Annotated in this window: 21 protein-coding genes and 1 tRNA gene; 17 read left to right on the forward strand and 5 right to left on the reverse strand. The window is 60.2% G+C overall.

The features are described from left to right. Positions 1–4 precede the first annotated feature (4 nt). The 9 genes from treZ to FHK92_RS23195 all read left to right on the forward strand — a co-directional run bounded on the left by treZ (position 5) and on the right by FHK92_RS23195 (position 14,358). A complete protein-coding gene (treZ, locus tag FHK92_RS23155) occupies positions 5–1,807 on the forward strand; it encodes a malto-oligosyltrehalose trehalohydrolase (protein ID WP_181290161.1) in 1,803 nt (600 codons plus the stop codon). Beyond that, positions 1,804–3,882, forward strand: coding sequence for a 4-alpha-glucanotransferase (gene malQ / locus FHK92_RS23160; RefSeq protein WP_181290162.1), 2,079 nt, complete (start codon positions 1,804–1,806; stop codon positions 3,880–3,882). Before treZ ends, malQ begins: the two co-directional genes overlap by 4 nt. Then, positions 3,879–6,665 (forward strand): malto-oligosyltrehalose synthase, encoded by a 2,787-nt coding sequence (locus tag FHK92_RS23165; RefSeq protein WP_181290163.1) that lies wholly within the window; start codon positions 3,879–3,881, stop codon positions 6,663–6,665. The genes malQ and FHK92_RS23165 overlap by 4 nt, the downstream gene beginning before the upstream one ends. Positions 6,666–6,685: 20 nt before the next feature. Continuing rightward, positions 6,686–7,039, forward strand: coding sequence for a DUF2934 domain-containing protein (locus FHK92_RS23170; RefSeq protein ID WP_181290164.1), 354 nt, complete (start codon positions 6,686–6,688; stop codon positions 7,037–7,039). A gap of 149 nt (positions 7,040–7,188) precedes the next feature. Further along, positions 7,189–9,348: a glycogen debranching protein GlgX gene (glgX, locus tag FHK92_RS23175; RefSeq protein ID WP_181290165.1), complete on the forward strand. Its 2,160-nt coding sequence runs from the start codon at positions 7,189–7,191 to the stop codon at positions 9,346–9,348. Between the two features lie 260 nt (positions 9,349–9,608). Continuing rightward, the gene (locus FHK92_RS23180; protein ID WP_181290166.1) at positions 9,609–10,373 is read left to right on the forward strand and encodes a PIG-L deacetylase family protein; all 765 of its coding nucleotides are present in this window, start codon (positions 9,609–9,611) and stop codon (positions 10,371–10,373) included. Positions 10,374–10,585: 212 nt separating this feature from the next. After that, the gene (locus tag FHK92_RS23185) at positions 10,586–11,386 is read left to right on the forward strand and encodes an endonuclease/exonuclease/phosphatase family protein (protein WP_181290167.1); all 801 of its coding nucleotides are present in this window, start codon (positions 10,586–10,588) and stop codon (positions 11,384–11,386) included. Between the two features lie 300 nt (positions 11,387–11,686). Next, positions 11,687–12,589, forward strand: a complete 903-nt coding sequence (locus FHK92_RS23190) for an autotransporter domain-containing protein (protein WP_181290168.1) — start codon at positions 11,687–11,689, stop codon at positions 12,587–12,589. A gap of 143 nt (positions 12,590–12,732) precedes the next feature. Then, entirely contained in the window at positions 12,733–14,358 is a 1,626-nt protein-coding gene (locus tag FHK92_RS23195) for an NADP-dependent glyceraldehyde-3-phosphate dehydrogenase (RefSeq protein ID WP_181290169.1), read from the forward strand. A 14-nt stretch (positions 14,359–14,372) separates the two neighbouring features. Here the strand turns inward: FHK92_RS23195 and FHK92_RS23200 are convergent, their stop codons facing one another. Beyond that, positions 14,373–15,266, reverse strand: a complete 894-nt coding sequence (locus FHK92_RS23200; RefSeq protein ID WP_181290170.1) for a DMT family transporter — start codon at positions 15,264–15,266, stop codon at positions 14,373–14,375. 133 nt (positions 15,267–15,399) lie between these two features. On the opposite strand from FHK92_RS23200, the gene FHK92_RS23205 reads away from it, so the two are divergent. Further along, entirely contained in the window at positions 15,400–15,837 is a 438-nt protein-coding gene (locus FHK92_RS23205) for an Lrp/AsnC family transcriptional regulator (RefSeq protein ID WP_181290171.1), read from the forward strand. A 625-nt stretch (positions 15,838–16,462) separates the two neighbouring features. Here FHK92_RS23205 and FHK92_RS23210 read toward each other — a convergent pair. Beyond that, positions 16,463–17,134, reverse strand: coding sequence for a Bax inhibitor-1/YccA family protein (locus tag FHK92_RS23210; protein ID WP_181290172.1), 672 nt, complete (start codon positions 17,132–17,134; stop codon positions 16,463–16,465). Positions 17,135–17,258: 124 nt separating this feature from the next. On the opposite strand from FHK92_RS23210, the gene FHK92_RS23215 reads away from it, so the two are divergent. The 3 genes from FHK92_RS23215 to FHK92_RS23225 all read left to right on the forward strand — a co-directional run bounded on the left by FHK92_RS23215 (position 17,259) and on the right by FHK92_RS23225 (position 20,386). Then, a tRNA-Ser gene (locus FHK92_RS23215) sits at positions 17,259–17,346 on the forward strand. A 122-nt stretch (positions 17,347–17,468) separates the two neighbouring features. Then, positions 17,469–18,323 carry a prohibitin family protein gene (locus tag FHK92_RS23220; protein ID WP_181290198.1) on the forward strand — a complete coding sequence of 285 codons (855 nt, stop codon included), beginning with the start codon at positions 17,469–17,471 and terminating at the stop codon, positions 18,321–18,323. 269 nt (positions 18,324–18,592) lie between these two features. Further along, the gene (locus FHK92_RS23225) at positions 18,593–20,386 is read left to right on the forward strand and encodes a DAHL domain-containing protein (RefSeq protein ID WP_181290173.1); all 1,794 of its coding nucleotides are present in this window, start codon (positions 18,593–18,595) and stop codon (positions 20,384–20,386) included. A 54-nt stretch (positions 20,387–20,440) separates the two neighbouring features. Here the strand turns inward: FHK92_RS23225 and FHK92_RS23230 are convergent, their stop codons facing one another. Together FHK92_RS23230 and FHK92_RS23235 are read right to left on the reverse strand one after the other, a co-directional pair. Next, on the reverse strand, positions 20,441–20,632 hold the full coding sequence (locus FHK92_RS23230) for a DUF2188 domain-containing protein (protein WP_181290174.1): 192 nt from the start codon (positions 20,630–20,632) through the stop codon (positions 20,441–20,443). Positions 20,633–20,745: 113 nt separating this feature from the next. Continuing rightward, positions 20,746–21,645 (reverse strand): polysaccharide deacetylase family protein, encoded by a 900-nt coding sequence (locus FHK92_RS23235; RefSeq protein ID WP_181290175.1) that lies wholly within the window; start codon positions 21,643–21,645, stop codon positions 20,746–20,748. Positions 21,646–21,872: 227 nt separating this feature from the next. Between FHK92_RS23235 and FHK92_RS23240 the strand changes: the two genes are divergently transcribed. From FHK92_RS23240 to FHK92_RS23250, 3 genes are all read left to right on the forward strand, one after another. After that, the gene (locus tag FHK92_RS23240) at positions 21,873–22,127 is read left to right on the forward strand and encodes a DUF6555 family protein (protein WP_039588765.1); all 255 of its coding nucleotides are present in this window, start codon (positions 21,873–21,875) and stop codon (positions 22,125–22,127) included. Positions 22,128–22,280: 153 nt separating this feature from the next. After that, complete coding sequence (locus FHK92_RS23245; RefSeq protein ID WP_181290176.1) at positions 22,281–22,511, forward strand: hypothetical protein; 231 nt, start codon at positions 22,281–22,283, stop codon at positions 22,509–22,511. 118 nt (positions 22,512–22,629) lie between these two features. Further along, positions 22,630–23,055, forward strand: a complete 426-nt coding sequence (locus FHK92_RS23250) for a hypothetical protein (protein ID WP_181290177.1) — start codon at positions 22,630–22,632, stop codon at positions 23,053–23,055. Between the two features lie 23 nt (positions 23,056–23,078). On the opposite strand, the gene FHK92_RS23255 is transcribed toward FHK92_RS23250, so the two are convergent. Next, positions 23,079–23,306, reverse strand: coding sequence for a PLD nuclease N-terminal domain-containing protein (locus FHK92_RS23255; RefSeq protein WP_181290178.1), 228 nt, complete (start codon positions 23,304–23,306; stop codon positions 23,079–23,081). 34 nt (positions 23,307–23,340) lie between these two features. On the opposite strand from FHK92_RS23255, the gene FHK92_RS28055 reads away from it, so the two are divergent. Further along, a complete protein-coding gene (locus tag FHK92_RS28055) occupies positions 23,341–23,634 on the forward strand; it encodes a hypothetical protein (protein WP_181290179.1) in 294 nt (97 codons plus the stop codon). Positions 23,635–23,848 lie beyond the last annotated feature (214 nt).

Consider the following 23,848-nt stretch of genomic DNA (forward strand, 5'->3'; position numbering starts at 1 on the left):
ACCGATGCCGTCAAGGATGCCTGAAACCCGGACCCACGGCGCGGTCTTGCTTGATCCAGAGCACACCCGTTTCGCCCTGTGGGCCCCTGATGCGTTTTACGTCAGTGTCGAACTCGACACTGGAGAATCCATACCGATGCTGCCCCAGGCCAATGGCTGGTTCATGATCCAGGCCCGTTGTCCCGCCGGCACTCGCTACCGCTACAACATCGACGGTGAACTGGAAGTGCCTGACCCGGCGTCCCGGTCCCAGGACGGGGACATCGACCGCCACAGCGTGGTGGTCGACCCCCACGCTTATCAATGGCGCCACACCGGTTGGTGCGGTCGCCCCTGGTACGATGCCGTCATCTACGAACTGCACGTCGGCGCCCTCGGCGGTTTCGAAGGCGTCGAGCAACAACTGGCGCGCCTGGCCGGGCTAGGCGTGACCGCCATCGAACTGATGCCGCTGGCGCAGTTTCCCGGCGATCGCAATTGGGGCTACGACGGCGTACTGCCCTACGCCCCGCAAGCCTCCTACGGCACGCCGGACCAGCTCAAGCACCTGATCGACAGCGCCCACGGCCATGGGCTGGCAGTTATCCTCGACGTGGTCTACAACCACTTCGGCCCCGACGGCAATTATCTGCACCGCTACGCCAAGGGGTTCTTTCGCGAAGACAAGCACACGCCCTGGGGCGCGGCGATCGATTTCCGGCGCCGCGAGGTCCGTGATTTCTTCATCGACAACGCGCTGATGTGGCTGCTGGAGTACCGTTTCGACGGTCTGCGCCTGGACGCCGTGCACGCCATCGAGGATCCCGATTTCCTCCAGGAACTGGCCGCCCAGGTGCGACAGCAAGTGGACCCAAGGCGGCATGTCTGGTTGACCGTCGAAAACGAACACAACCAGGCCAGCCTGCTAGAACAGGGTTACGACGCCCAGTGGAACGATGACGGGCACAACGCCCTGCACGTACTGCTGACGGGCGAGACCGATGCCTATTACGCCGACTACGCCGAACAACCCACGGAAAAACTCGCGCGCTGCCTGAGCCAGGGTTTCGTGTTCCAGGGTCATACCAACCGTCATGGTGAATCCCGTGGTGAGCCCAGTGGCCACCTGCCGCCGAGCGCGTTCGTGCTGTTCCTGCAGAACCACGACCAGATCGGCAACCGGGCCCTCGGTGAGCGCCTGCATCAACTGGCCCCGCCGCAGGCCTTGCAAGCGGCGACGGCGTTGTTGCTGCTGTCGCCGATGATTCCGTTGATGTTCATGGGCGATGAAGTCATCGCCGACCAACCCTTCCTGTTCTTCACCAGCCACCACGGCGAGCTGGCAGAGCTGGTACGCGAAGGCCGACGCAACGAATTCAAGGCTTTCAGTGCCTTTGCCGATCCCGAGAAGCGCGAGCGGATCCCTGATCCGAACGCCGCCAATACCTTCGAGGCCTCACGGCCAAACCTCGAAGCGCACCAGCCGGAACAACTGGCCAGCGAAGCGCTTTATCGCCAGTTGCTGAAAATTCGCCGTGAACAAATCGTCCCGCGCCTGCCGGCTGCCCATGCCTTGGGTGCCGAGGTGCTGGGCCATGGCGCGGTGAGCGCGCGCTGGCAACTGGGCGACGGCAGCGTCTTGCGCATCGACCTGAACCTCAGTGACCAAGCCGTTGAACACAGCGCGCCTCACGACGCGCAGATTCTTTTCGAACATCCACCGCAGGCCATGGGTCTGTTGCAACAGGGGGCTCTCATGCCCCATAGCGCGCTGGTCAGTCTGACGCAAGCGGCCACCTTGCCCACAATTACTGGAGAGCGCCTATGAGCGATGCGCAACTGGAAATCCTCGCCGGCCGAGCGGGCCTGGCGGTGGACTGGATCGATGCCAACGGCCGTGCCCAGAAGGTATCGCCGGCCGTATTGCGCTCGGTCTTGACCGGGCTGGGTCATCCCGCTGGCAGCGCCCAGGAAATCGATGCCAGCCTGCTGCAGTTGCAGCAAGATCAACAGAACCATCGCCTGCCCCCGCTGATCACGGCGGATGTCGGGGTCAATGTCGATTTGAGCCGCTACTTCGAGCCCGGCACGCCTTGCGAAATCCAGCTTGAGGACGGCGCGACACTGAATTCGAAACTCGATGCCGCCGCTGCCCTGCCGGGGATCGTGCCGGTGGGTTACCAACATGTCAGCATCCAGGGCCAGCATTTCACCTTGGCCGTGGCGCCTGCCCGCTGCTATAGCGTGGCGGATGCGGTCGATGACCCGACGCCACGGGCCTGGGGCCTGAGTGCCCAGCTGTATTCGCTGCGCCGCCCGGATGATGGTGGCTTCGGCGACACCCAGGCCTTGGAAGAATTGGCGCGGGTGGCCGGCGAACGGGGCGCCGACGCGCTGGCCATCAGTCCGATGCACGCCATGTTCAGCAGCGACACCGGACGCTACAGCCCCTATTCACCGTCCAGCCGGCTGTTTCTCAACAGCCTGTACGCCGCGCCCGGCACCATCCTCGGCGAACGTGCGCTGCGCACGGCCATCGACGCTACGGGCCTGGCCAACCAATTGCAGAATCTTGAACAACAGCCACTGATCGATTGGCCGGTGGCCGCCGAGGCCAAGCAACGAATTCTTCGCGCCCTGTACGACGGTTTCAGCCAGGGTGAGCATCCGTTGCACGAGGATTTCAGCAGCTTTCGCCACAGCAGCGGCGAAGCCCTGGAAAACCACTGCCGCTTCGAAGCCCTGCAAGCCGAGCGCGCCGCCCGGGGCGAAAGCCTCGACTGGCGTCAATGGCCCGAAGAATGGCGCGATCCACGCAGCACCGCGATCGCCCGTTTCGCCGAGGAAAACGCCGACGAAATCGGCTTCTACGCCTTCTGCCAGTGGTTGATCGCCCGCTGCCTGGAACGCGCCCAGAGCGCGGCCAAATCCAGTGGGATGGGTGTCGGGCTGATCGCCGACCTGGCGGTGGGTGCCGACGGCGGCGGCAGCCAGGCCTGGAGCCGGCAAGACGAATTGCTCGCGTCGCTCACCGTCGGCGCACCGCCCGATATTCTCAATCGCTCGGGCCAGGGCTGGGGCATCTCGGCCTTTTCTCCAGAAGGTTTGGTACGCAACGGTTTCCGCGCGTTCATCGAGATGTTGCGGGCCAACTTCGCCCATGCGGGTGGCTTGCGCATCGACCACATCATGGGCCTGCAACGCTTGTGGGTGATCCCTAACGACGCGCCCCCCACCGATGGTGCCTACCTCTATTACCCCATCGATGACCTGCTGCGCCTGTTGGCCCTGGAGTCCCATCGTCACCAGGCCATCGTCCTGGGCGAGGACCTTGGCACCGTGCCCGATGGCCTGCGGGAAAAGCTCATTGCCCGCTCCATCCTGGGTATGCGCGTGCTGCTGTTCGAACAGGACAACACCCATTTCAAGCCCATCCTCGATTGGCCGGACAACGCGCTCGCGACCACCAGCACCCATGACTTGCCCACGCTCAATGGCTGGTGGCACGGCCATGACATCGATTGGAACGCCCGGCTGGACTTGATCGACTCCCACACCGAAATGGATTGGCGCCGGCACCGCGAGCGTGAACGCGACGGGCTGCGCAGCGCGCTGAACCAGGATCCGCAGAACTTTCGCGAGGAACATCGCGAAACCGACCAAGTGCTGGACGCCAGCGTGCGTTTCCTCGGGCATACCCGTGCGCCGCTGGTGCTGCTGCCCCTTGAAGATGCCCTGGGCGTCGAAGAACAGGCCAACCTGCCCGGCACCACCGACACCCACCCTAATTGGCGGCGGCGCCTGGCTTTGGACAGCCGGGCACTGCTGGACGACCCGGACGCCGCGCGGCGTCTGGAAATACTCGCCTGCGCGAGACTTCAGGCGAACGAGCGTGACCGATGAACCAGACATTGATTCAACCGCTGCGGGCGACCTTGCGCCTGCAATTTCACAAAGGCTTCACCCTGGACGATGCCATCGCCCAAGTGCCGTACTTCGCCTCCCTGGGCATCAGCCATATCTATGCTTCGCCGCTGCTCAAGGCGCGAGCCGGGTCCATGCACGGCTACGACGTGGTCGATCCGACCCAGGTCAACCCGGAACTCGGCGGCGAGGCCGCGCTCAGGCGCCTGGTGGCCACCTTGCGCGAACATCGGATGGGCCTGATCCTCGACATCGTGTCCAATCACATGGCCGTTGGCGGCAATGACAATCCCTGGTGGCTCGACCTGCTGGAATGGGGGCGCCTGAGCCCTTATGGCGAATTCTTCGACATCCAGTGGCACTCACCCGACCCGCTGATGGAAGGCCAGTTGCTGTTGCCTTTCCTGGGGAGCGATTACGGCGTGGCCTTGCAGGAAGGCACCTTGAAACTGCGCTTCGACGCCACTCAAGGCAGCTTCTTTGTCGAGCACTATGAGCACCACTTCCCCATTTGCCCGATGCAATACGGTGAATTGCTCAAACCCTCGGACAATCTGCCGTCGGAACAGGTCGATGCGCTCAGGGCACTGGCCGAGCGTTTCACCACGCTGAACTACCAGACCGATGCACATTCCCTGGCCCAGCCACTGCAACAGGAATTGCGGGAGCTCGCTTCCCAGCAGGGCATCCTTGGCGCGATCGAAGACAACCTGCGCAATTATGATTCGCTGGAGCCCGACGGCTTCGAACGCCTGCATGAGTTACTCGAGCGCCAAAGCTACCGCCTCGCAAGTTGGCGGACGGCGGCGGATGACATCAACTGGCGGCGCTTTTTCGATGTCAATGAACTGGGTGGCCTGCGGGTCGAACGCCCGGCGGTGTTCGAGGCGACCCACGCGAAAATCTTCGAGTTGATTGCCGAAGGATTGGTCGACGGCCTGCGGATCGATCACATCGACGGCCTGGCCGACCCTCGCGGTTACTGCCGCAAACTGCGCCGTCGCGTCGACTCGCTTTCGCCCACGCGGCACCTGCCGATTTTCGTCGAGAAGATCCTTGGCGATGACGAGACGCTGCGCCGCGACTGGAACGTCGACGGCAGCACCGGCTATGAGTTCATGAACCAGATTTCGCTGCTGCAGCATGACCCGGCCGGTGCCGAGCGCCTCGCCGAATTCTGGAGCCGACACAGCGAACGGCCCGCGCACTTCATCGAAGAAGCCCGCCTGGCCCGCCAACAGATTCTCAACGGTTCCCTGGCCGGGGATTTCGAGAGCGTCGCCCAGGCCTTGTTGCAAGTCGCCCGGGACGACGTGATGACCCGCGACCTGACCCTCGGCGCGATTCGCCGGGCACTGCAGGAATTGATCGTGCATTTCCCGGTGTATCGCACCTACATCAGCCCCTTGGGTCGCTCCGCCGAGGACGAGGTATTTTTCCAAAAGGCCCTCGAAGGCGCCCGGCAAACCCTCAGCGAGGCCGACTGGCCCGTGCTCGATTGCCTGGCCAACTGGCTCGGCGGCATGCCTTGGCGCCAACGCCCGAGAGGGAGCCAGCGTAAACGCTTGCGCCACGCCTGCGTGCGCTTCCAGCAACTGACTTCGCCCGCCGCCGCCAAGGCGGTCGAGGACACCGCGCTTTATCGCTCGGCGGTCCTGCTGTCACGCAACGACGTCGGCTACAACACCGAACGATTCAGCGCGCCGGTGCAGGAATTCCACGACGCCTGCGTCGAGCGGCTCAAGCATTTCCCCGACAACCTGATCACCACCGCCACCCATGACCACAAGCGCGGCGAAGACACCCGTGCCCGGCTGGCGGTGGTCAGCGAACGTCCGGATTGGTACACCACATGCGTAGAGCAGTGGCGCATCCTCTCGCCGTCGTTGCACAGCGACCCCGCGGCGCCGTCGGCCGGTGATGAACTGATTCTCTACCAGGCGCTGCTCGGCAGTTGGCCCCTGGACCTCGACCTGCAGGATCAGAAAGCCCTGGGCGACTACGCCGAACGCCTGTGGCAATGGCAACGCAAGGCGCTGCGCGAGGCCAAGTTGCAAAGCAGTTGGGCGGCGGTCAACGATGCCTACGAGCAAGCCACCCAGATGTTCCTCGAACGGCTGTTGCTGTGCGATGAAGGCCTGCCGTTGCGTTGCGCCATCGCCGAAGCCGTCCAGGCCATTGCTCCGGCAGGCGCCCTCAACAGCCTGGCGCAAACTTTGCTGCGCATGACCGTACCCGGCGTGCCGGACCTGTACCAGGGCAACGAGTTCTGGGATTTCAGCCTGGTGGATCCCGACAACCGTCGCCCGGTGGATTTCATGGCCCGCCGAGAGGCGATGCAGGCCGACAGTCCACCCGTGGCGCTGCTGGCGGACTGGCGCGACGGTCGGATCAAGCAAGCGTTGATCGCGCGCACGCTGGCCCTGCGGTCGGAGTACGCGCAACTGTTCCGCCAGGGCAGCTACCAGCCGCTGTCGGTGCAAGGCGAACAAGCCGGGCGAGTATTGGCTTTCATGCGCGAGCATCAGCAGCAACGGGCGATCGTCGTGGTACCGATTCACGCGGCCAGCCTGCTGGAAAACAGTGCCCTGCCCCAGGTCACTGCATCGGACTGGGGCGACACCCGCGTGTCGTTACCGTTTGCCGCCGAGGACGAAAAACTGAAGGGACTTTTTGCAAGCGCAACAGTCACACCCCAAAGGGAGCTGATGGTCAGCGCCGCGCTGGGGGATTTCCCGGTCAATGTCTTTATCCAATCTTGAGTCAAGTCAGGAGCACTACGATGAGTACCGACGATAAACGCATTCGTGAATTTGCCTATCAGATCTGGGAGTCCGAGGGTAAGCCCGCCGGGCAGGAAAAGCGTCACTGGGAGATGGCGCGCAAATTGGCGGAAGCCGAAGCCCTGGCACCGAGCAAACCACCCAAGGCCGCGAGCAAAACCACCGCCAGCAAAGCGGATGGCGCCAAGCCCGCCGCGGCCAAGAGCACCGCTGCCAAGGCCGCCACGAAAAGCACCACGCCCAAGGCCAAGCCTGCTGCGAAAGCTTCCGCGGCGACCGCTGCGGTGGTGCCGCCTGCCGACAAGGCCACCGCTAAAAAGCCACGAGCGGCGCGCAAGCCACCAGCGGTCTGATCCACCGAACTCATCGTCTTCAATCCTGTCCTTCTTTCAGCGAAGGGGCTCGCTTGTGGCCTGGGGATTTATCTCCTCGCCACGAGCACCGGGCACCACCCTGCCCCGCGTACACCGCATTACCGAATCTGTCTTTTGCAGGAGCAACTATGACCCGTCCAAAGAAAACCACGCCGCCGCCCGTTATCGAGGCCTCGCGGATTCGTGAAGGGCTGCCGTTTCCGCTCGGCGCGACCTGGGATGGCCTGGGGGTCAATTTCGCGTTGTTCTCAGCCAATGCCACCAAGGTCGAACTGTGTATTTTCGATGACACCGGAGAGGTCGAAGTCGAACGCATCGAACTGCCGGAATACACCGATGAGATTTACCATGGCTATCTGCCGGATGCTCATCCCGGACTGATCTATGGCTACCGGGTCCATGGTCCCTACGATCCGGAAAATGGCCATCGCTTCAATCCCAACAAGTTATTGATCGATCCCTACGCCAAGCAACTGGTGGGCGAGCTGAAGTGGTCCGAAGCGCTGTTCGGCTACACCATCGGCCACCCCGACGGCGATCTCAGTTTCGACGAGCGAGACAGCGCGCCTTTCGTGCCCAAGTGCAAGGTCATCGACCCGGCTCATACCTGGGGCCACGATCACCGCGTCAGCGTGCCGTGGGACAAGACCATCCTGTATGAAACCCACGTGCGCGGCTTCACCATGCGCCACCCTTCGGTGCCGGAGAATTTGCGTGGCACGTTCGCCGGCCTGATGGTCGATGATGTGCTCGAACATATTCGCAAGCTGGGCGTGTCCTCGGTGGAGTTGTTGCCCATCCACGCCTTCGTCAACGATCAGCACCTGCTGCACAAAGGCATGACCAACTATTGGGGCTACAACAGCATCGCCTTCTTCGCCCCGGACCCGCGCTACCTGGCCAGCGGCAAGATCGCCGAGTTCAAGGAACTGGTCGCGCACATGCACGAGGCCAACCTGGAGGTCATTCTCGACGTGGTCTACAACCACACCGCCGAAGGTAATGAACAGGGTCCGACCCTGTCCATGCGCGGCATCGACAATGCCTCGTACTACCGGCTGATGCCCGACGACAAACGCTATTACATCAACGACTCCGGCACGGGCAACACGCTGGACCTGAGCCACCCCTGCGTGCTGCAGATGGTGACCGACTCCCTGCGCTACTGGGCTTCGGAAATGCATGTCGACGGTTTCCGTTTCGACCTGGCGACCATTCTTGGCCGTTACCATGACGGCTTCGACGAGCGCCACAGCTTCCTCGTCGCCTGCCGCCAGGACCCGGTGCTGCGCCAGGTGAAAATGATCGCCGAACCTTGGGACTGCGGTCCTGGCGGCTATCAGGTAGGACGTTTCCCGCCGGGCTGGGTCGAGTGGAACGACAAGTTCCGCGACACCGTGCGTGCCTTCTGGAAAGGCGACGACGGCCAACTCGCCGACTTCGCCAGCCGCATGACCGCTTCGGGCGAGATGTTCAACCAGCGCGGGCGCCGCCCGTATGCCTCGGTGAACTTCGTCACCGCCCACGACGGCTTCACGCTGCATGATCTGGTGTCCTACAACGATAAACACAACGAAGCCAACGACGAAAACAATCAGGACGGCAGCAACAACAACCTGTCCTGGAACCACGGCGTGGAAGGTCCGACGGACGATCCGCAGATCAACGCCCTGCGCCATCGGCAAATGCGCAATTTCTTCTCGACCTTGCTGCTGGCCCAAGGCACACCGATGATTGTCGCCGGGGACGAATTCGCCCGTACCCAACATGGCAACAACAACGCTTATTGCCAGGACAGCGAGATCGGCTGGGTCAACTGGGACCTGAGCCAGGATGGCGAGGCGCTGCTCAAGTTCGTCAAGCGCTTGATCAAGCTGCGCCTGACTTATCCGATCCTGCGGCGCGGACGCTTTCTCGTGGGCAATTACAACGAGGACATCGGCGTCAAGGACGTCACTTGGCTGGCCCCGGATGGCAGCGAAATGACCATCGAGCAATGGCAGGACGGCCAGGGTCGTTGCCTGGGCATGCTGATGGATGGGCGCGCCCAGGAAACCGGCATCCGCCGCAAAGGGGGCGACGCCACATTGCTGCTGGTGGTCAATGCGCACCATGACATCGTCAATTTCCGTCTGCCGGAGGTGCCCGAAGGCAGTTTCTGGACGTGTATGGTGGACACCAACCAACCCTTGGTGCGCGGCCAGGAACGTTTTGAATTTGATTGCGAATATTCAGTGACTGGACGTTCGCTATTGCTGTTCGAACTGCAACGCGAAGAAGAGGAATAAGCGCAGGCGATAGACGGCGACAAGACGGCGGGGAACCCGCAAGGACGCGATTTCCGTCGCCATGCAGCGCAGTTCGAATGTAAAAATGCGGTTCAGATACACATTCTGACGCGACGAAACCGCCGGCATGGTCAATACTTTCCCTGCGCGAAGCTCCAGGACTCGGATCAGCGCAAATCACAGTCAGGCCCTTACAGGCAACAATGGGCGGCAGGCCCACTGTGTGACTGCAGGATTGAACACGACAAGGACGTATTCCGATGAAACCAGCCTCTCATTCGCAAGGCCGGCAGCACCCGCAGATATGGAACAGCTCGCCGCAACTGGCCGACATTCCCATCATCAGTACCCAGACTTTGATCCCATCGGGCGCCCGCGCGGTCATCCTGGCCCCGCACCCCGGCGATGAGGTCGGTGCCTGCGGCGGCCTGCTCCAATTGCTGAGCAACCTCGGCCAATCCATGCTGTTGATCTCGGTCACCGACGGCCTCCCTAGCCCGCCGGGTTCGCCATTATGGTCCGATGAACGACTGCGCACATTCCGCCCGCATCCCCAGGAAAGCGTGGATGCCCTGCATCGCCTGGGCGTTCCGTCCCACGGGCTGCAATGGGTGCGCGGCGGTTTTCCAGAGAAAGGCCTGACCGAACATGAGGCGCAACTGACCGCATTCATCCGTCATCACCTGCGACCCGGCGACGTGGTATTCAGCACCTGGCGCAAGGATGGCGACAGCGACCACGAGACAGTCGGCCGCGCCGGAGCCCAGGCCGCCGACAATATCGGCGCAGCCTTCAATGAGCTGCCCGTATGGGCCTGGCATTGGCCCGTTCGCGAGCAGAACAAGATCCCCTGGCACCGGGCACGCAAGTTGCGTCTGGACGTCTGGACCACCGCCCGCAAGCGTCACGCCATGCATGCCTACACCAGCCAACTGAACGGCGAGCCCGCCAACGGCATCGCCCCGCTGGTGCCGAGGGTCATTCTTGATCGCATGGGAATGCCCTATGAAATCGTCTTTATCTGACCCTGGGACCTGTGGGAGCGAGCTTGCTCGCGATAGCGGTAAATCAGTCAAAAGAGAGGCTAGCTGGGCACCGCGATCGTCGGAACGCCGCCCGGAGCAAGCTCGCTCCCACACAGTTTTGTTGCCTGCGAGAGTTCTGCCCATCAAGAATTCCGGAACTGCCGCAGCCGCCGTCAGTCGCATGAACAGAGACGTCTGATTCAGGAGTGAACGTGACTCGCGATCCCGATTGGCGGGCTGACGAATCAGTACCGCTGGGAGCACCCGCGGCGATTCATCGACTGCGTGTTCTGACGGTGAATACGCATAAGGGCTTTACTGCCCTGAACCGCCGTTTCATCTTGCCCGAACTGCGCGAAGCGGTACGCAGTACGGGCGCCGACCTGGTGTTTCTGCAGGAAGTGCTGGGCGAACATGATCGTCATGCCACGCGCTATGACAATTGGCCCCAGACCTCCCAATACGAATTCCTGGCGGACAGCATGTGGAGCGACTTCGCCTACGGCCGGAACGCTGTATACCCCGATGGGCATCACGGCAATGCGTTGCTTTCCAAGTACCCGATCCGCCAGTTCCGCAACCTCGACGTGTCGATCACAGGCCCCGAGCGGCGTGGGCTGCTGCATTGTGTGCTGGACGTACCGGGCCACGCCGAAGTCCATGGGATCTGCGTGCACCTGAGCCTGCTGGAGAGTCATCGCCAATTGCAGCTCAAGTTGCTCTGCAAGCTCCTTGACTCCCTGCCGGAGGACGCTCCGGTGATCATTGCCGGCGATTTCAACGACTGGCAATTGCGCGGCAATCTCACCCTCGCCCGCCGCCAGTACCTGCATGAGGCCTTCGAACACCACCACGGGCGCCCCGCCCGGACCTACCCGGCCCGCTTCCCCCTGCTGCGCCTGGATCGGATATATCTGCGCAACGCCACCAGCCATGCCCCGCAAATATTAGGCAACAAACCTTGGACGCACCTGAGCGACCACCTTCCTCTGTCGGTGGAAGTCCATCTGTAGCGGCCAGGCCTGAGCGCATCCACCTGCAAGGTCTGACAGCCGGTAATTTTTATCCTTTAAAAATCAGCCAATTATCGCAACATGATTTCAATCCGCCATTTGTCGGCCAATTTCTTGACGTGACCGCAACGGTCCTCTTGACTACAACGTACTACCCCCCGGAAAACAGTCAGGGGCAGGCCTCTGAAACCCGCCATCGCGGGCCGCCAGAGGTTTGCCTCATCCCATTCGGTCGCCCCTCATTCGGGGTAGGAGAGACGCCCTAAGCGAGAAATGCATGCGATTGCAAGGCAGACCCCCATGAAAACGTGCCCCCGCCCACAGGAATTCAAAACCACCTTCTGCGCCGTCTCGACTTCCTTGTTGCTGTGCTCGTCGATGCAAGTACAGGCCGAACTGGAAGATCCCCTCACAGCTCCCTGGTATGGCCGTACACGCACCGGCAGCCAGGCGAGCAATGACCCCGTCCCTGGCAAAAGCCCCGCTCTGTTCACCTTGCGAAACGTCAGCGGCCACACCCAACGCATGGGTCTGGTCAGTGGCCAGAGCCAGATCACAGCCAATGGCAGCGGGAGGCTCGTGCCCCCTGCACTGGCCGAGCCGGGCCAGGATTCCCTGAGCCTGAAGGGTGAAAACCTTGGCGCTTATTGGAGCCTGACCGGACCCGCCGGCTGGCACGTGGACCTGAGTGCAAGCGGTGGGCGGATCAATGGCTTCAGCCTGAATGAACAGGGCCAGCGCCAAGTCACCGAGGGCAGCGCCGTCACACTGTCCGTCGAAGGTGGCTTTCCCATCGGCATCAGTGACAACTGGGTAGTCGAGCCCCAGGCACAGTTGATCAATCAACGCGTCAGCCTTGATACGCGCTCCAGTGAAAAAAGTGACAGCAATGAACTGAGCACTTGGAGCGGTCGCGTCGGCGCCCGGCTCAAGGGCAACTATCAAGTCAACGGCCTTGGTGTCGAGCCCTACGTGCGCACGAACCTTTGGCACACGGTCCAGAACGCCGACACCCTGACCCTGGACAAGGTCGACAAAATCAGCAGCAGCCGCAAATCTTCTACCGTTGAAGTGGGCTTGGGCCTGGTCGCCCGGATGACGCCCTTGGTAAGCCTGTATGTCAGCGCCGACTACAGCAGTGACGTTGATGACAACGACCTCAACGGCGTCATCGCCAGCCTGGGCGTGCGGATGCGTTGGTAAACGTCCGTCTTTCATCTCGCGAGGGAGCAGGCAGCCTGGCCGCCCGCCCCTTGCCGCTTCGAAAACACCTCCATTAAGGCGTATAACGCTAAAAGCGCTGCAGACTGTCAGCCCATGGCTCATTTCATTGATGGAGTAACGATATGACCACAGCCAACCTCTTGACCCATTTGTTTCCCCGCGCCGCTGACGTTCCCGAGGCCTACCGTCTCGGTGACCCAATCGAACAACGGGAATATCTGGTCGATGGCGTACTGAGAACCTGGCAAGGCCCCCTGGCCACCGTGCGCAGCCCGGTCTACCTGGCGAGCCCCAGTGGCGATGAACAGGTCATCCTCGGCAGCACACCGCTGCTCGATGCCGAGACGGCACTCACCGCGCTCGACGCCGCCGTCCGGGCCTATGATCGCGGCCAGGGCACATGGCCGACGATGCGCGTCGCCGAACGCATCCGTCATGTCGAAACCTTCTTGGCGCGCATGCGTGAGCAACGCGAAGCCGTGGTCAAGCTGCTCATGTGGGAGATCGGCAAGAACCTCAAGGACTCCCAGAAGGAGTTCGACCGCACCTGTGACTACATCGTCGACACCATCAATGCCCTCAAGGAACTGGACCGTCGCTCCAGTCGCTTCGAACTGGAGCAGGACACGCTTGGACAGATCCGACGTGTCCCTCTGGGTGTTGCCCTGTGCATGGGCCCTTACAACTATCCACTGAACGAAACCTTCACCACGCTGATTCCCGCGCTGATCATGGGCAACACCGTGGTATTCAAGCCGGCCAAACTCGGCGTGCTGCTGATCCGTCCGTTGCTTGAAGCTTTTCGCGACAGCTTTCCGGCCGGGGTCATTAACGTGATCTACGGCAGCGGGCGAGAAACCGTCAGCGCGCTGATGGCCAGCGGCAAGATCGACATTTTCGCGTTCATCGGCACCAACAAAGCCGCCAGCGACCTCAAGAAACTCCATCCGCGTCCACATCGCCTGCGTGCCGCCCTGGGACTGGATGCAAAAAATCCCGGCCTGGTGCTGCGCGATGTCGATCTGGATAACGCCGTCAGCGAAGCGCTGACCGGTTCGCTGTCATTCAACGGTCAACGCTGCACGGCGCTGAAGATTCTCTTCGTCCATGAAGACGTCGCCCCGGCATTTATCGAGAAATTCAATGCCAAGCTCGCCGCCTTGAAACCTGGAATGCCCTGGGAAGGTGGCGTGGCGCTGACACCGTTGCCGGAAGCCGGCAAGGTAGATTATTTGCATTCGCTAGTGGCCGATGCCATCGCCAAAGGCGCGGGCGTCATGAACCAGCACGGCGGAGAATCCAGGGCTTCGTTCTTCTTTCCGGCCGTGCTCTATCCGGTAAACACGGCGATGCGGGTCTATCACGAAGAACAGTTCGGCCCGGTCGTACCCATCGTTCCGTATCGCGACCTCAACACGGTGGTCGATTACGTACTGGAGTCGGACTTCGGCCAGCAACTGAGCATCTTCGGTACCAACCCGGCCGAAGTCGGCAAGCTGGTGGACACCTTTGCCAACCAGGTCGGGCGCATCAACATCAACGCCCAATGCCAGCGCGGCCCCGACACCTTCCCGTTCAATGGCCGGAAAAACTCCGCCGAAGGCACGTTGTCAGTGCACGATGCGCTGCGCACCTTTTCGATCCGCACATTGGTGGCCACCAAGTTCCAGGAGAATAACAAGGCATTGATCAGCGACATCATCCGGGAACGGGATTCAAATTTCCTGACCACCGATTACATCTTCTGACCCGCATCCGTTGTTCAGGACAGGGCTGCGCGGCGCCACTTGAGGCCCCAGCCCTGCTGCATGCCGGCAGCCGCCAGCAGGATCGCCGCCACACCCAGCCATTGCAGCGGTTCGAGACGATGGCCGAAGGCGAACCAGTCGACGAAAATCGCCGCGATCGGGTAGATAAAGGACAGCGCACCCGTCACTGCCGTCGGCAACCGTTGGATCGCGCTGTACAACAGCACGTACATCACGCCCGTGTGAATCATGCCCAGGGTCACCAGGCTGGCCCAGGCTTCTGGCTGCTGCGGCAGCGCAGAGAAATTCGCCCATGGCGCCAGCAGCAATACTCCGGTGCTCACTTGGATCAGCGCGATCAGATGCGGTGGTGTGCCCGTCAGGCGCTTGATGATCAGCGCAGCGATGGCGTACAAAAGTGCCGCCCCAAGCGCCAAGGCGATACCCACCAGGTAGTTCCCACCTCCCTGCCCTTGTTCGCCATGGGCACTGACGATCGCCAGCATGCCGAGAAACGAAACCGCCAGCCAGAACAGCTTCTGCGCGGTGATCTTCTCCCCCAGGAACAACGCCGCCAGCCCCACCAACATGAATGGCTGGACGTTGTACACCGCCGTCCCGATAGCAATCGAAGCGCGGGAGTAGGAAGCGAACAACAAGACCCAGTTACCGACGATTGCCACGCCGCTGAGCACCGCCAGCAGGAAAGTGGTGCGCGTCAGAATGTCTCGCCGCAAAAAGCCAAGACCCGCGCAAATCAACAGCAGCGTGCCGGCGCCAAACACGCAACGCCAGAACACTACGTCCAGCACAGGCTGGCCCGAGACCAGCACGAACCAACCTATGGTTCCGGAAATCAGCATGGCGGCGGTCATTTCGAGCGAACCGCGGCGTAAGGTCTTGTCCATCTTCGGGCTCCTTCGTTAAGTGAGCACAGTATGCCCAGCCACCGGGCCGCTTCTCCATGGCTTGGAAAAGGCTAAACTGGCTTTACACCTTTTTTATCAAGGCAGCTTTACGTATTTGCCTAACGGAGCCGAAATGACCGACGACATCGACCAAATCCTCATCAGCGCCTTGATGGAAGACTCCCGGCGCTCGCTCAAGGCCCTGGCGAACCTGAGCGGCCTGTCGTCCCCCAGCGTAGCCGAGCGCCTGCGACGACTCGAAGAACGTGGCGTGCTCCGGGGTTATACGGTTGAAGTCGATCCGAAGTGTTTTGGTTATCAACTACAGGCCATCGTGCGGATTCGTCCGCTGGCGGGGCAGTTGCAAGAGGTGGAGCGGCAGATCCAGGCCATCGGCGAATTTACCGAGTGCGACAAAGTGACGGGCGAAGACTGTTTCATTGCGCGACTGCATGTGCGGTCAATGGAGCAGTTGGATGTGTTGCTGGACAAATTGAATGTGCTTGCAGAGACCAATACGGCGATCGTCAAGAAGACCCCGGTGAAGCGGCGATTGCCGCCAATGGGCTGAGCTTGGTTGATGGTTGGTAATCGGTGTTTCTTTTGTGGGAGCGAGCCTGCTCGCGAAGGCGACGTAACAGCCAATGATGATATTGGATGTGCTGGCCTCTTCGCGAGCAAGCTCGCTCCCACAGGGGTCCGTGGCGCACATGAATTCCGTTTTTACAGCGACCTAACTGTGAGAGCGAGCTTGCTCGCGATTAAAGTGGCGCAGCCACATACAGCATGACAGCTGCTCCGCTTTTGACTTTGATCTTGATCTGGGCGCCCCGTTAACCACGATGGCCGAACGCAGGTCTTGCGCAGTGGGCATCCCGGCATGGATGCCGGGATAGCCGCGCAGGGCCATGGATGGCCCATCGCGGCGGGCCCACGGAGCAAGGCCTTCGTTCGGGCATGCCGAGCCTAGGCGAGGCACCGAGTGGTGGGGCAAAGCCTTTTTGGTTACTTTTTTGGCGTCTGAAAAAAGTGACCCGCTGTAAGAGCGGAACCGCCAGCCGCCGTTACCGAAGAAACGGATATGTACCCCCACCCCCACTCTTGCAGAAATCCCCATCCCAAACCAAAAAACGGCGCCCTCCCTTTCGGAAAAGCGCCGTCTCTCAAATCAACAGCTCACCAGCATCCTGGCAATATCAGTCATCACGCCCCATCAACCCGAACAACTGCAACAAGCTGACAAACAGGTTGTAGATCGATACATACAGGCTGATGGTTGCCATGATGTAGTTACGCTCGCCACCATGAATGATCGCGCTGGTCTGATAAAGGATGCAGACCGACGAGAACAGCACGAAACCGGCGCTGATCGCCAGTTGCAGGCCGCTGATCTGGAAGAAGAAGCTGGCCACTACCGCACCCAGCAACACGAAGAAACCAGCGGTGATGAAACCGCTCAGGAAGCTCATGTCCTTGCGGGAGATCAGTACGTAGGCCGACAGACCGCCGAACACCAGGGCGGTCATGGCGAACGCCGAGCTGACCACTTCGGCGCCGCCCTGCATGCCCAGGTAACGATTGAGGATCGGGCCGAGCAGGTAGCCCATGAAACCGGTCAGGGCGAAAGCCGAAACCAGGCCCCAGGCCGAATCACGGAGCTTGTTGGTGAGGAAGAAAAGGCCGTAGAAACCGATCAGCACAACGAAGATGTTCGGGTAACCGACACGCATCTGTTGTGCGACGTAGGCCATCACACCGCTGAAAGCGAGCGTGAGTGCCAGCAGGCCATAAGTGTTGCGCAGGACGCGGCTAACTTCTAGCTGCTCAGCCTGCACGCTGTTGTTCACTGCGTAATCCTGTTCGCGCATGGCGACACTCCTCCGGTTTTGAAACATTCAGTGGCAAGGATCATAACAGACGCTCTGTAACAAGCTACGTAGAGAGTTTGACAGTGTGTTTCATTCGGGTATTATGGCGCCCGCAACGCAATACGGAGGTGTGGCCGAGTGGTTTAAGGCAACGGTCTTGAAAACCGTCGACTGTAACAGGTCCATGAGTTCGAATCCCATCGCCTCCGCCATATTTGAATGTTAAAGCCCTGACTTGTCAGGGCTTTTTCGTGTCTGGCGTTTGAAAAAACAGTGACGGTCTTCACAAAGGAAACAGTGCATGCCATCTCCTAAACCACTCAAGGAAAGTAAAGTGACCAGTAAAACCATCGGTTCGATCGGCGCAGCCATTATCGGCGTGGCCCTGTTGTGTGTCTTCTTCGGCAGTTGGTACACGGTTGATGAGACCGAACGCGGCGTGCTTCTGCGCAACGGCGCGCTGGTGGGGGTGGTTGAGCCGGGACTGTCGTTCAAGACGCCCTTTATCGAATCGGTCCGCCTGATCAGCACACAGAGCCAAGTCACGTCCTACGACGATCTGCAGGCCTATAGCAAGGATCAGCAATCAGCCGAGCTCAAGGTGTCCGTGTCCTGGCACATCGCGCCTTCCGATGTGGCGAAGGTCTATACCCAGTTCAAGGACCTGGAAGGTATTCGCGACCGGATGATCAGCCGGCAGGTGCCGACACAGGTCGAGAACGTGTTCGGCAAGTTCAACGCCGTCGCCGCCGTGCAGAATCGCGTCCAGTTGGTCAACGATATTTCCGCTGCGATCAAATCGACGATTACCGGCCCGGTGATCATCGACAGCGTCCAGGTTGAAAACATCGACTTCAGCGACGCCTACGAAAAAGCCATCGAAGCGCGCATGGCAGCGGAAGTCCAAGTGAAGACACGCGAGCAACAACTCGCCACCGAGCAGGTCCAGGCGCAGATTCGCGTGACCCAGGCCCAGGCGGAGGCCGATTCGCAAGTCGCCCAGGCCAAGGCGGACGCCCTGGCCACCGAGCTGCGCGGCAAAGCTGAGGCCGAGGCGATCAAGGCGCGTGCCCAGGCGCTGGCCAGCAACCAGAATCTGGTGGAGCTGACCAAGGCCGAACGCTGGAACGGCGAATTGCCGACCACCATGCTGCCAAACAGCGCACTGCCTTTTATCGATCTGAAGTAAGTTGCATCGGCGCGGTCAATTCTGGCCGCGCCTCCGCTACCTGCCTGCGCAACGCAGCCGAACAAACATCGCCCCCTCGTTGGTTGACGCTACACTTTGTTCACCGACGACCAGACGTTTACCGTTAGCAGGGAGCTCAACGTGTACCCAGGCAAAAAACCAACGCAACGCTTGCGCAATACTCCTCCCTCCGCCCCTCGTCCCGATAACCGCTTTTCACTCCCCCACCCGGCACCTGCTTCGGCAGTCGTCCTGGACAGGAGAAACACGTGACCATTCTTATCAGGAAATACAAATGGCCCGCCTTGTTGGCCGCGGCGCTGATTGTTTTCTCGGCGTTGATTTTCTTTTTGATCAAGTCCTATACGTACGATTCATCGACCTATTTCGAATCGCGCGATTTCATCCGCCAGCTTAAACAGGCCGACGCCAACTGGAATGTGAAAATTCTCAGAAAGAAGATCGGCGTCAACAACAACCTGTCCTTGGCCCCACCGCCTGAAGCACAAAGTCGCTGGGAACAATTGGAACGGCTGAACAATTCGGGTCCCTTGGCATCGCTTTGGGCATCACGCCGCCAGGGTTATGTGGATGCGGTCCAGAACAAGCGCCTGCTGGTCGAACAATTCGAACAACACAATGCCAACCTGCGCAGGTCCCTGGATGAACTTCCGACCGTCGAGGATGACATTCAAGCCCTGCTCCAAGGGATGGAATCCAGTGGTGAAACCGCTCGCCTGACCGCGGCCTCCAGCGTGCTCGATCTGGCGTTGACCACCTCGGAATACGCGCTTTATGCGACGTCGGATAAAGCGAGGGAAGTGCAGGATCAGTTAAGCGAACTCGAACGCCGGATTGACGAACTGCCCCCCTCCTACCGGCCCGCTTTTGTCTTACTGATGCACCATGCCAAGACCGTTATCGAGGAACAGCCGCTGGTCAACGACCTGCTGGATCGCATCAGCGTGATCCCCGTGGCCCAGGAGCTGGACAACATCAACGAACTCTTGAACGAAACCCAACGCCGGACAGCCGCGACAGACCGCAAATACCATATGTACCTGGCCGTGTGCGCCAGCCTGATGGCGCTTCTGATGATCTACCTGGCCGTGCGGCTGGTGCGCAGCTATTCAGTCATCAATCAGATCAACCATGAACTTCAAACCGCCAATGATCGGCTGGAAGAGCGCGTGCAGGAGCGAACCCGCGAGCTGAAGGAGGCCGAGCGGGAGCTGGTGGACGCGGCGCGCATGGCAGGCATGGCCGAGATCGCCACCAACGTGTTGCACAACGTCGGCAACGTCCTCAACAGCGTGAATATTTCAGCGGAGCTGGTGACGCGCAAGTTGAAGAACAGTAAGACGCAGGGCTTGGGGAAAGCCGTCAGGATGATGAATGAACATGCCACAGACTTGGGCCAGTTCATCACCGAGGACGAAAAAGGCAAGTTGTTGCCTCGTTATTTCAATGAGCTGGTGGATTCCGTTGCCAACGAGCAAGTGCAACTTATTGAAGAGCTGGCGCAGTTGACCAAGAGCATCGACCACATCAAGGAAATCGTCACGACGCAACAAACCTATGCCGGTGCTGCCCGGCTGGTCGAGCCGCTGAAGGTCAGCGACTTGTTCGAAGATGCGCTACGCATGAACTCGGGCGCGCTGAGTCGACATCATGTCACGGTGATCAAGGATTACCAGGACAGCCCGCTGATCATGGGCGATAAACACCGCTTGCTGCTGATCCTGATCAACCTGATCAGCAATGCCAAGTTCGCCATGTCTCATGTCGATCATCCACGGGAAATGACGCTGGGCATCCGCATCGTCGACCCGACGACATTGCACATCAGCGTCAAGGATCGCGGCGAAGGCATCGCGCCGGAGAACCAGGCCCGGATCTTCAATCATGGCTTCACCACCCGTAAGGACGGTCATGGGTTCGGGTTGCATAGCTGTGCCTTGGCCGCTGTGGAAATGAAGGGTCGCCTCTACGTCCACAGTGATGGGCCAGGGCAAGGCGCCCTGTTTACGCTAGAAGTTCCACTGGAACGGGCGGAGACATGAAGGGACCGGCTGCACGGTGGGCCTTGATGCTCTCCGCGCAGCCGTTGCGCTTGGTTACTCGACGTTTTCGGGGCGCACGCGACGAGGCCTCCTGGCCGGCAATGCGGCGGCGTAGGCCAGCGCTTCTTCGCGCGTAGTAAAGGAACCCAGCCGGTCAGCCTGGGTGCACACCCTCCAGGGCCCGCTGTTTACGCTGAGCACGTCATAGCCATTGATGTGCATTTTCGTCAACATTGCAGTACTCATGGACATAACCTCCTTGGGAAAACGGGGTTGCGTTGCCTACCTTACTACCGGTTGACACCGGTTAGCCGACCGAGCGTCGCAATCCACACCCAGGCAGGAGCCATTCAAACGCCTCAATGGGAATCCGAATCCCACAGCCAGTCCCATAAACCCGGCAGATGCACCGGTTGGGACGTGTCCCTGACCGTACGAGCCATGGCCGCCCGTTCCAGAGCATGCTGGTCGTCATAAAACGGTTTGGCATCGGTCTTCAGGCCGGTGAGCCTGGCGCTGTCGAGCAGAATCTCAAGGTACTCCCGAGCGTGGCGGGCGGTGTACCGATTGAGATCATGAAAGGTCACCACGACCGGGATCACCCCCTCCACCACAGGCAACTGTCCGTCAGCGATACGCTCGCGCACTTCCGAGAGCTGGCGCGTCAGGTTCATCCGCCGTCGCGGGCTCAGAGTGATGCCCCAGACCTTCCCGTCATTGGCGCTCAGGTCTGTCAGCAATACATGCATCCCGTGCCGCTGATAGGCGGCGAAGGTGCGTTTGTCGTAACTCCAGAACGGCGGCCGCACCAGGCTGGGCGGCGCGCCCGTGACCGCAGCGATATCACCTTCGCCGTTATCGAGGGACTGCTCCAACTCGTCAGGATCGAGAAACCGATGATTGGTGTGCCAATGGGTGGCCGTATGAAAGCCAAGGACATGCCCTTCCAGATGCTCACGGCGCATGATCGAACGGCCTGTTTCACTTCCACCGGCTCGTGGCGCTCGAGTCTGGACAAAAAATACCGCCTTGATCCCAGGCTGAACGGTGTTCTGGGCCAAGGCATCCAGCACCTCGTCGCTCGGGTTCCATAAAGATGATGCGCTGGGGCCGTCATCGAATGTCAGCAGGAAACGGATGGGAGGTTGCGCACGCAAGCGTTGTTCGGTTTTCGCGGTCAGTTCGATGGGCGGGCCGATGCAACCCGACAAACCGCTGGCGAGAAGCGCCACGATCAACGCCCAGGCGATGTTTTTCATGTTTTGCCTTTATTCAGTGCCACATTACGTCGCCTTCGATCCCTGGCACCGGTGTTTTCAAGCTCACCTTGGAGAAGGTTACCCGGGTTTGGTTCCACACCGTGAGCACGGTTGTTTGGCAACGCGCGACGCCCCTCTGCCAGCCCCGGCCTTGACCGTCTGGAAATCCGATGGAATTTTCCGAACGCCTCCGTATCCATCCGTATAGGATCAATTAGGGAGGATTTATGGGCGGTCCATCGCTTTACATCATCGACTACATGCTCCATGGCGAGCCCAAGTCTTTCATCATTCGCGCGGAAGTGATGAATAACTCCGAAGCTTGGCATTGGGCCAGTTGCGACGCGGGTGTTGGGCGCATACCCAAATTCGGCAGGGAGAAGGTCAAGCGGGTTTCCAAACCCATGGCAGAGAAATATGGCATTACCGATGTGCGCTGGCGAGCCTCCGTTGCGCCATCCTGGGTCAAGGAGTCTGGCTGAATCAAGTAAGGTTCCCGGCGCACCGACTGTCCAGTCGTGCGCCGGATTCTTCGACAGATCGCAAATAACTCAACTACGCTTAACCTCAGCATGAGCCGTCATCAATGACGGCCTTCGTGCTGCCCTTTTTTCAAACTTGAATGGAGGTGTGACATGTCCGAAAAAGAGTCCATCACCACCCTGCTCACCTTATTGGAATCGCGCCAGGCACGATTGACAGCAGCCTGCAAGGAAATCGCCGACTGGGTCGACCACCAGGGCGGGCACCCCGCCGCAGTGCGCATCCGCGACCGGCTCAATGATATCGAAAAAGATGCTCCTTCGATCCAGAGTGCCTTGTCTTCACTCAAGCCTGCGGAACGCCCACTGCCAAAGTTTCGCTGATGCACCTCACCGGTTCCCCCTGAACTCCACCGTTTGAAATCCGATGGAACAACGGCATTCCTTCGCCCCTCGATATTGATAGGTATCGATGCAAGAGCCGTCAAAAGGGAGAACCACCATGAATGCCAGAGTCCTGCTTTTCATCGCCTGCGCCTGCCCTGCCACCGTCATGGCGCAAGGGTGCGAGGTCATTAGCCGATCCCAAAGCCAGGCAGTGCCGGAAATCGAAACCCGTAGTTGCTACGAGTACAAGGGCGTGCCTTCTCAAGCCATTGGCTGGTCATGCAGCAACGAAAGCAAGGGCACGTTGAGCACTGAAAAGAAACCGGTCGAGCGTTGCGCCCAAGGCTATGTGGCCACCTGCCAAGCCAGATTGACCCAGGAGGCCCTCGCCAACCCCCATTCCACCAGCAAGGACCCAAGCGCAGGCTCGGCGAACATCCCGGACAACGCGCAGGTCACCTGGTATTACTACGACGCGCAAAAGCTCCAGCAGGCCCAAAAGGATTGCGAGACCACCGGCGGCCAATGGAAAAACCGCTGACCGGGTGGCTCGCATCTCTGGCATCAGCCCTTGCTGTGCTCCGGCGATGACGGCGGGTTCTTGACACCTCGCGGCCCGGCCACTCCCCAGACGATCAAGCCCAGTACAGGCAAGATGATCAGAAGCAGCGCCCAGCCTGCCTTGGTGCCAGCCGCCTTGTCGCTCCGAAAGACGCTGACGATTGCCCAAAGATCAACAAGCAACAGCAACACCGCGACGGCGATCCAGAAATAACTGGCTAGTTCAGACATGGCCTTAATCCTCTTGTCAGTCTATGGATTAGGCATGGCCGCCATGGGTCCGTTCAAAGAATCTGCCCTGCTGGCCGCAATGACAATCGTGCTGCTACAAGCGCTCGTTCAGGTAGTCGACCCATTGCTCATAGGCCTCATGTTGACGCCGAACCGCCTCATCCCAAGCGGTCCCGGACATTTGATGGATACAGATCAGCGCCATCATTTCCGACGTCGCTGCATCGAGCTCGACCAAGAGCTCATGGGATTTGACTTTGAAATCTTCAACGGTGGTCATCTCTCCTCGCTCCCCCACGACGGGGCCGGCCAGTCCACCCAACATTGATGCGTTTTTTCGGCGCTGATTCATTTTTGGCGATGATCGGTCGTTGGCGCAGCCTTCCGTCCCTATCCCTCGAACCGTTCGTGAAATATACGCAGCCTTTTTCCGTGGGCCGCGTTCCTACGGTCATGGACAACAAAATCGTTGTTGAACACTTCAATCGAGCAAGGCTCAAATATTGCAGTTATATTGCAATTTCATGACAGTCGAGGCTGGA

The organism is Pseudomonas brassicacearum subsp. neoaurantiaca (assembly GCF_013608025.1).
Classification (GTDB): Bacteria; Pseudomonadota; Gammaproteobacteria; order Pseudomonadales; family Pseudomonadaceae; genus Aquipseudomonas.

Bases quoted from the DNA above. Each gene is read 5' to 3' on its own strand.
- treZ (WP_181290161.1), top strand. From the start codon at position 5: ATGCCGTCAAGGATGCCTGAAACCCGGACCCACGGCGCGGTCTTGCTT.
- malQ (WP_181290162.1), top strand. From the start codon at position 1,804: ATGAGCGATGCGCAACTGGAAATCCTCGCCGGCCGAGCGGGCCTGGCG.
- FHK92_RS23165 (WP_181290163.1), top strand. From the start codon at position 3,879: ATGAACCAGACATTGATTCAACCGCTGCGGGCGACCTTGCGCCTGCAA.
- FHK92_RS23170 (WP_181290164.1), top strand. From the start codon at position 6,686: ATGAGTACCGACGATAAACGCATTCGTGAATTTGCCTATCAGATCTGG.
- glgX (WP_181290165.1), top strand. From the start codon at position 7,189: ATGACCCGTCCAAAGAAAACCACGCCGCCGCCCGTTATCGAGGCCTCG.
- FHK92_RS23180 (WP_181290166.1), top strand. From the start codon at position 9,609: ATGAAACCAGCCTCTCATTCGCAAGGCCGGCAGCACCCGCAGATATGG.
- FHK92_RS23190 (WP_181290168.1), top strand. From the start codon at position 11,687: ATGAAAACGTGCCCCCGCCCACAGGAATTCAAAACCACCTTCTGCGCC.
- FHK92_RS23195 (WP_181290169.1), top strand. From the start codon at position 12,733: ATGACCACAGCCAACCTCTTGACCCATTTGTTTCCCCGCGCCGCTGAC.
- FHK92_RS23200 (WP_181290170.1), bottom strand. From the start codon at position 15,266: ATGGACAAGACCTTACGCCGCGGTTCGCTCGAAATGACCGCCGCCATG.
- FHK92_RS23205 (WP_181290171.1), top strand. From the start codon at position 15,400: ATGACCGACGACATCGACCAAATCCTCATCAGCGCCTTGATGGAAGAC.
- FHK92_RS23210 (WP_181290172.1), bottom strand. From the start codon at position 17,134: ATGCGCGAACAGGATTACGCAGTGAACAACAGCGTGCAGGCTGAGCAG.
- FHK92_RS23230 (WP_181290174.1), bottom strand. From the start codon at position 20,632: ATGAGTACTGCAATGTTGACGAAAATGCACATCAATGGCTATGACGTG.
- FHK92_RS23235 (WP_181290175.1), bottom strand. From the start codon at position 21,645: ATGAAAAACATCGCCTGGGCGTTGATCGTGGCGCTTCTCGCCAGCGGT.
- FHK92_RS23240 (WP_039588765.1), top strand. From the start codon at position 21,873: ATGGGCGGTCCATCGCTTTACATCATCGACTACATGCTCCATGGCGAG.
- FHK92_RS23245 (WP_181290176.1), top strand. From the start codon at position 22,281: ATGTCCGAAAAAGAGTCCATCACCACCCTGCTCACCTTATTGGAATCG.
- FHK92_RS23250 (WP_181290177.1), top strand. From the start codon at position 22,630: ATGAATGCCAGAGTCCTGCTTTTCATCGCCTGCGCCTGCCCTGCCACC.
- FHK92_RS23255 (WP_181290178.1), bottom strand. From the start codon at position 23,306: ATGTCTGAACTAGCCAGTTATTTCTGGATCGCCGTCGCGGTGTTGCTG.
- FHK92_RS28055 (WP_181290179.1), top strand. From the start codon at position 23,341: ATGGCCGCCATGGGTCCGTTCAAAGAATCTGCCCTGCTGGCCGCAATG.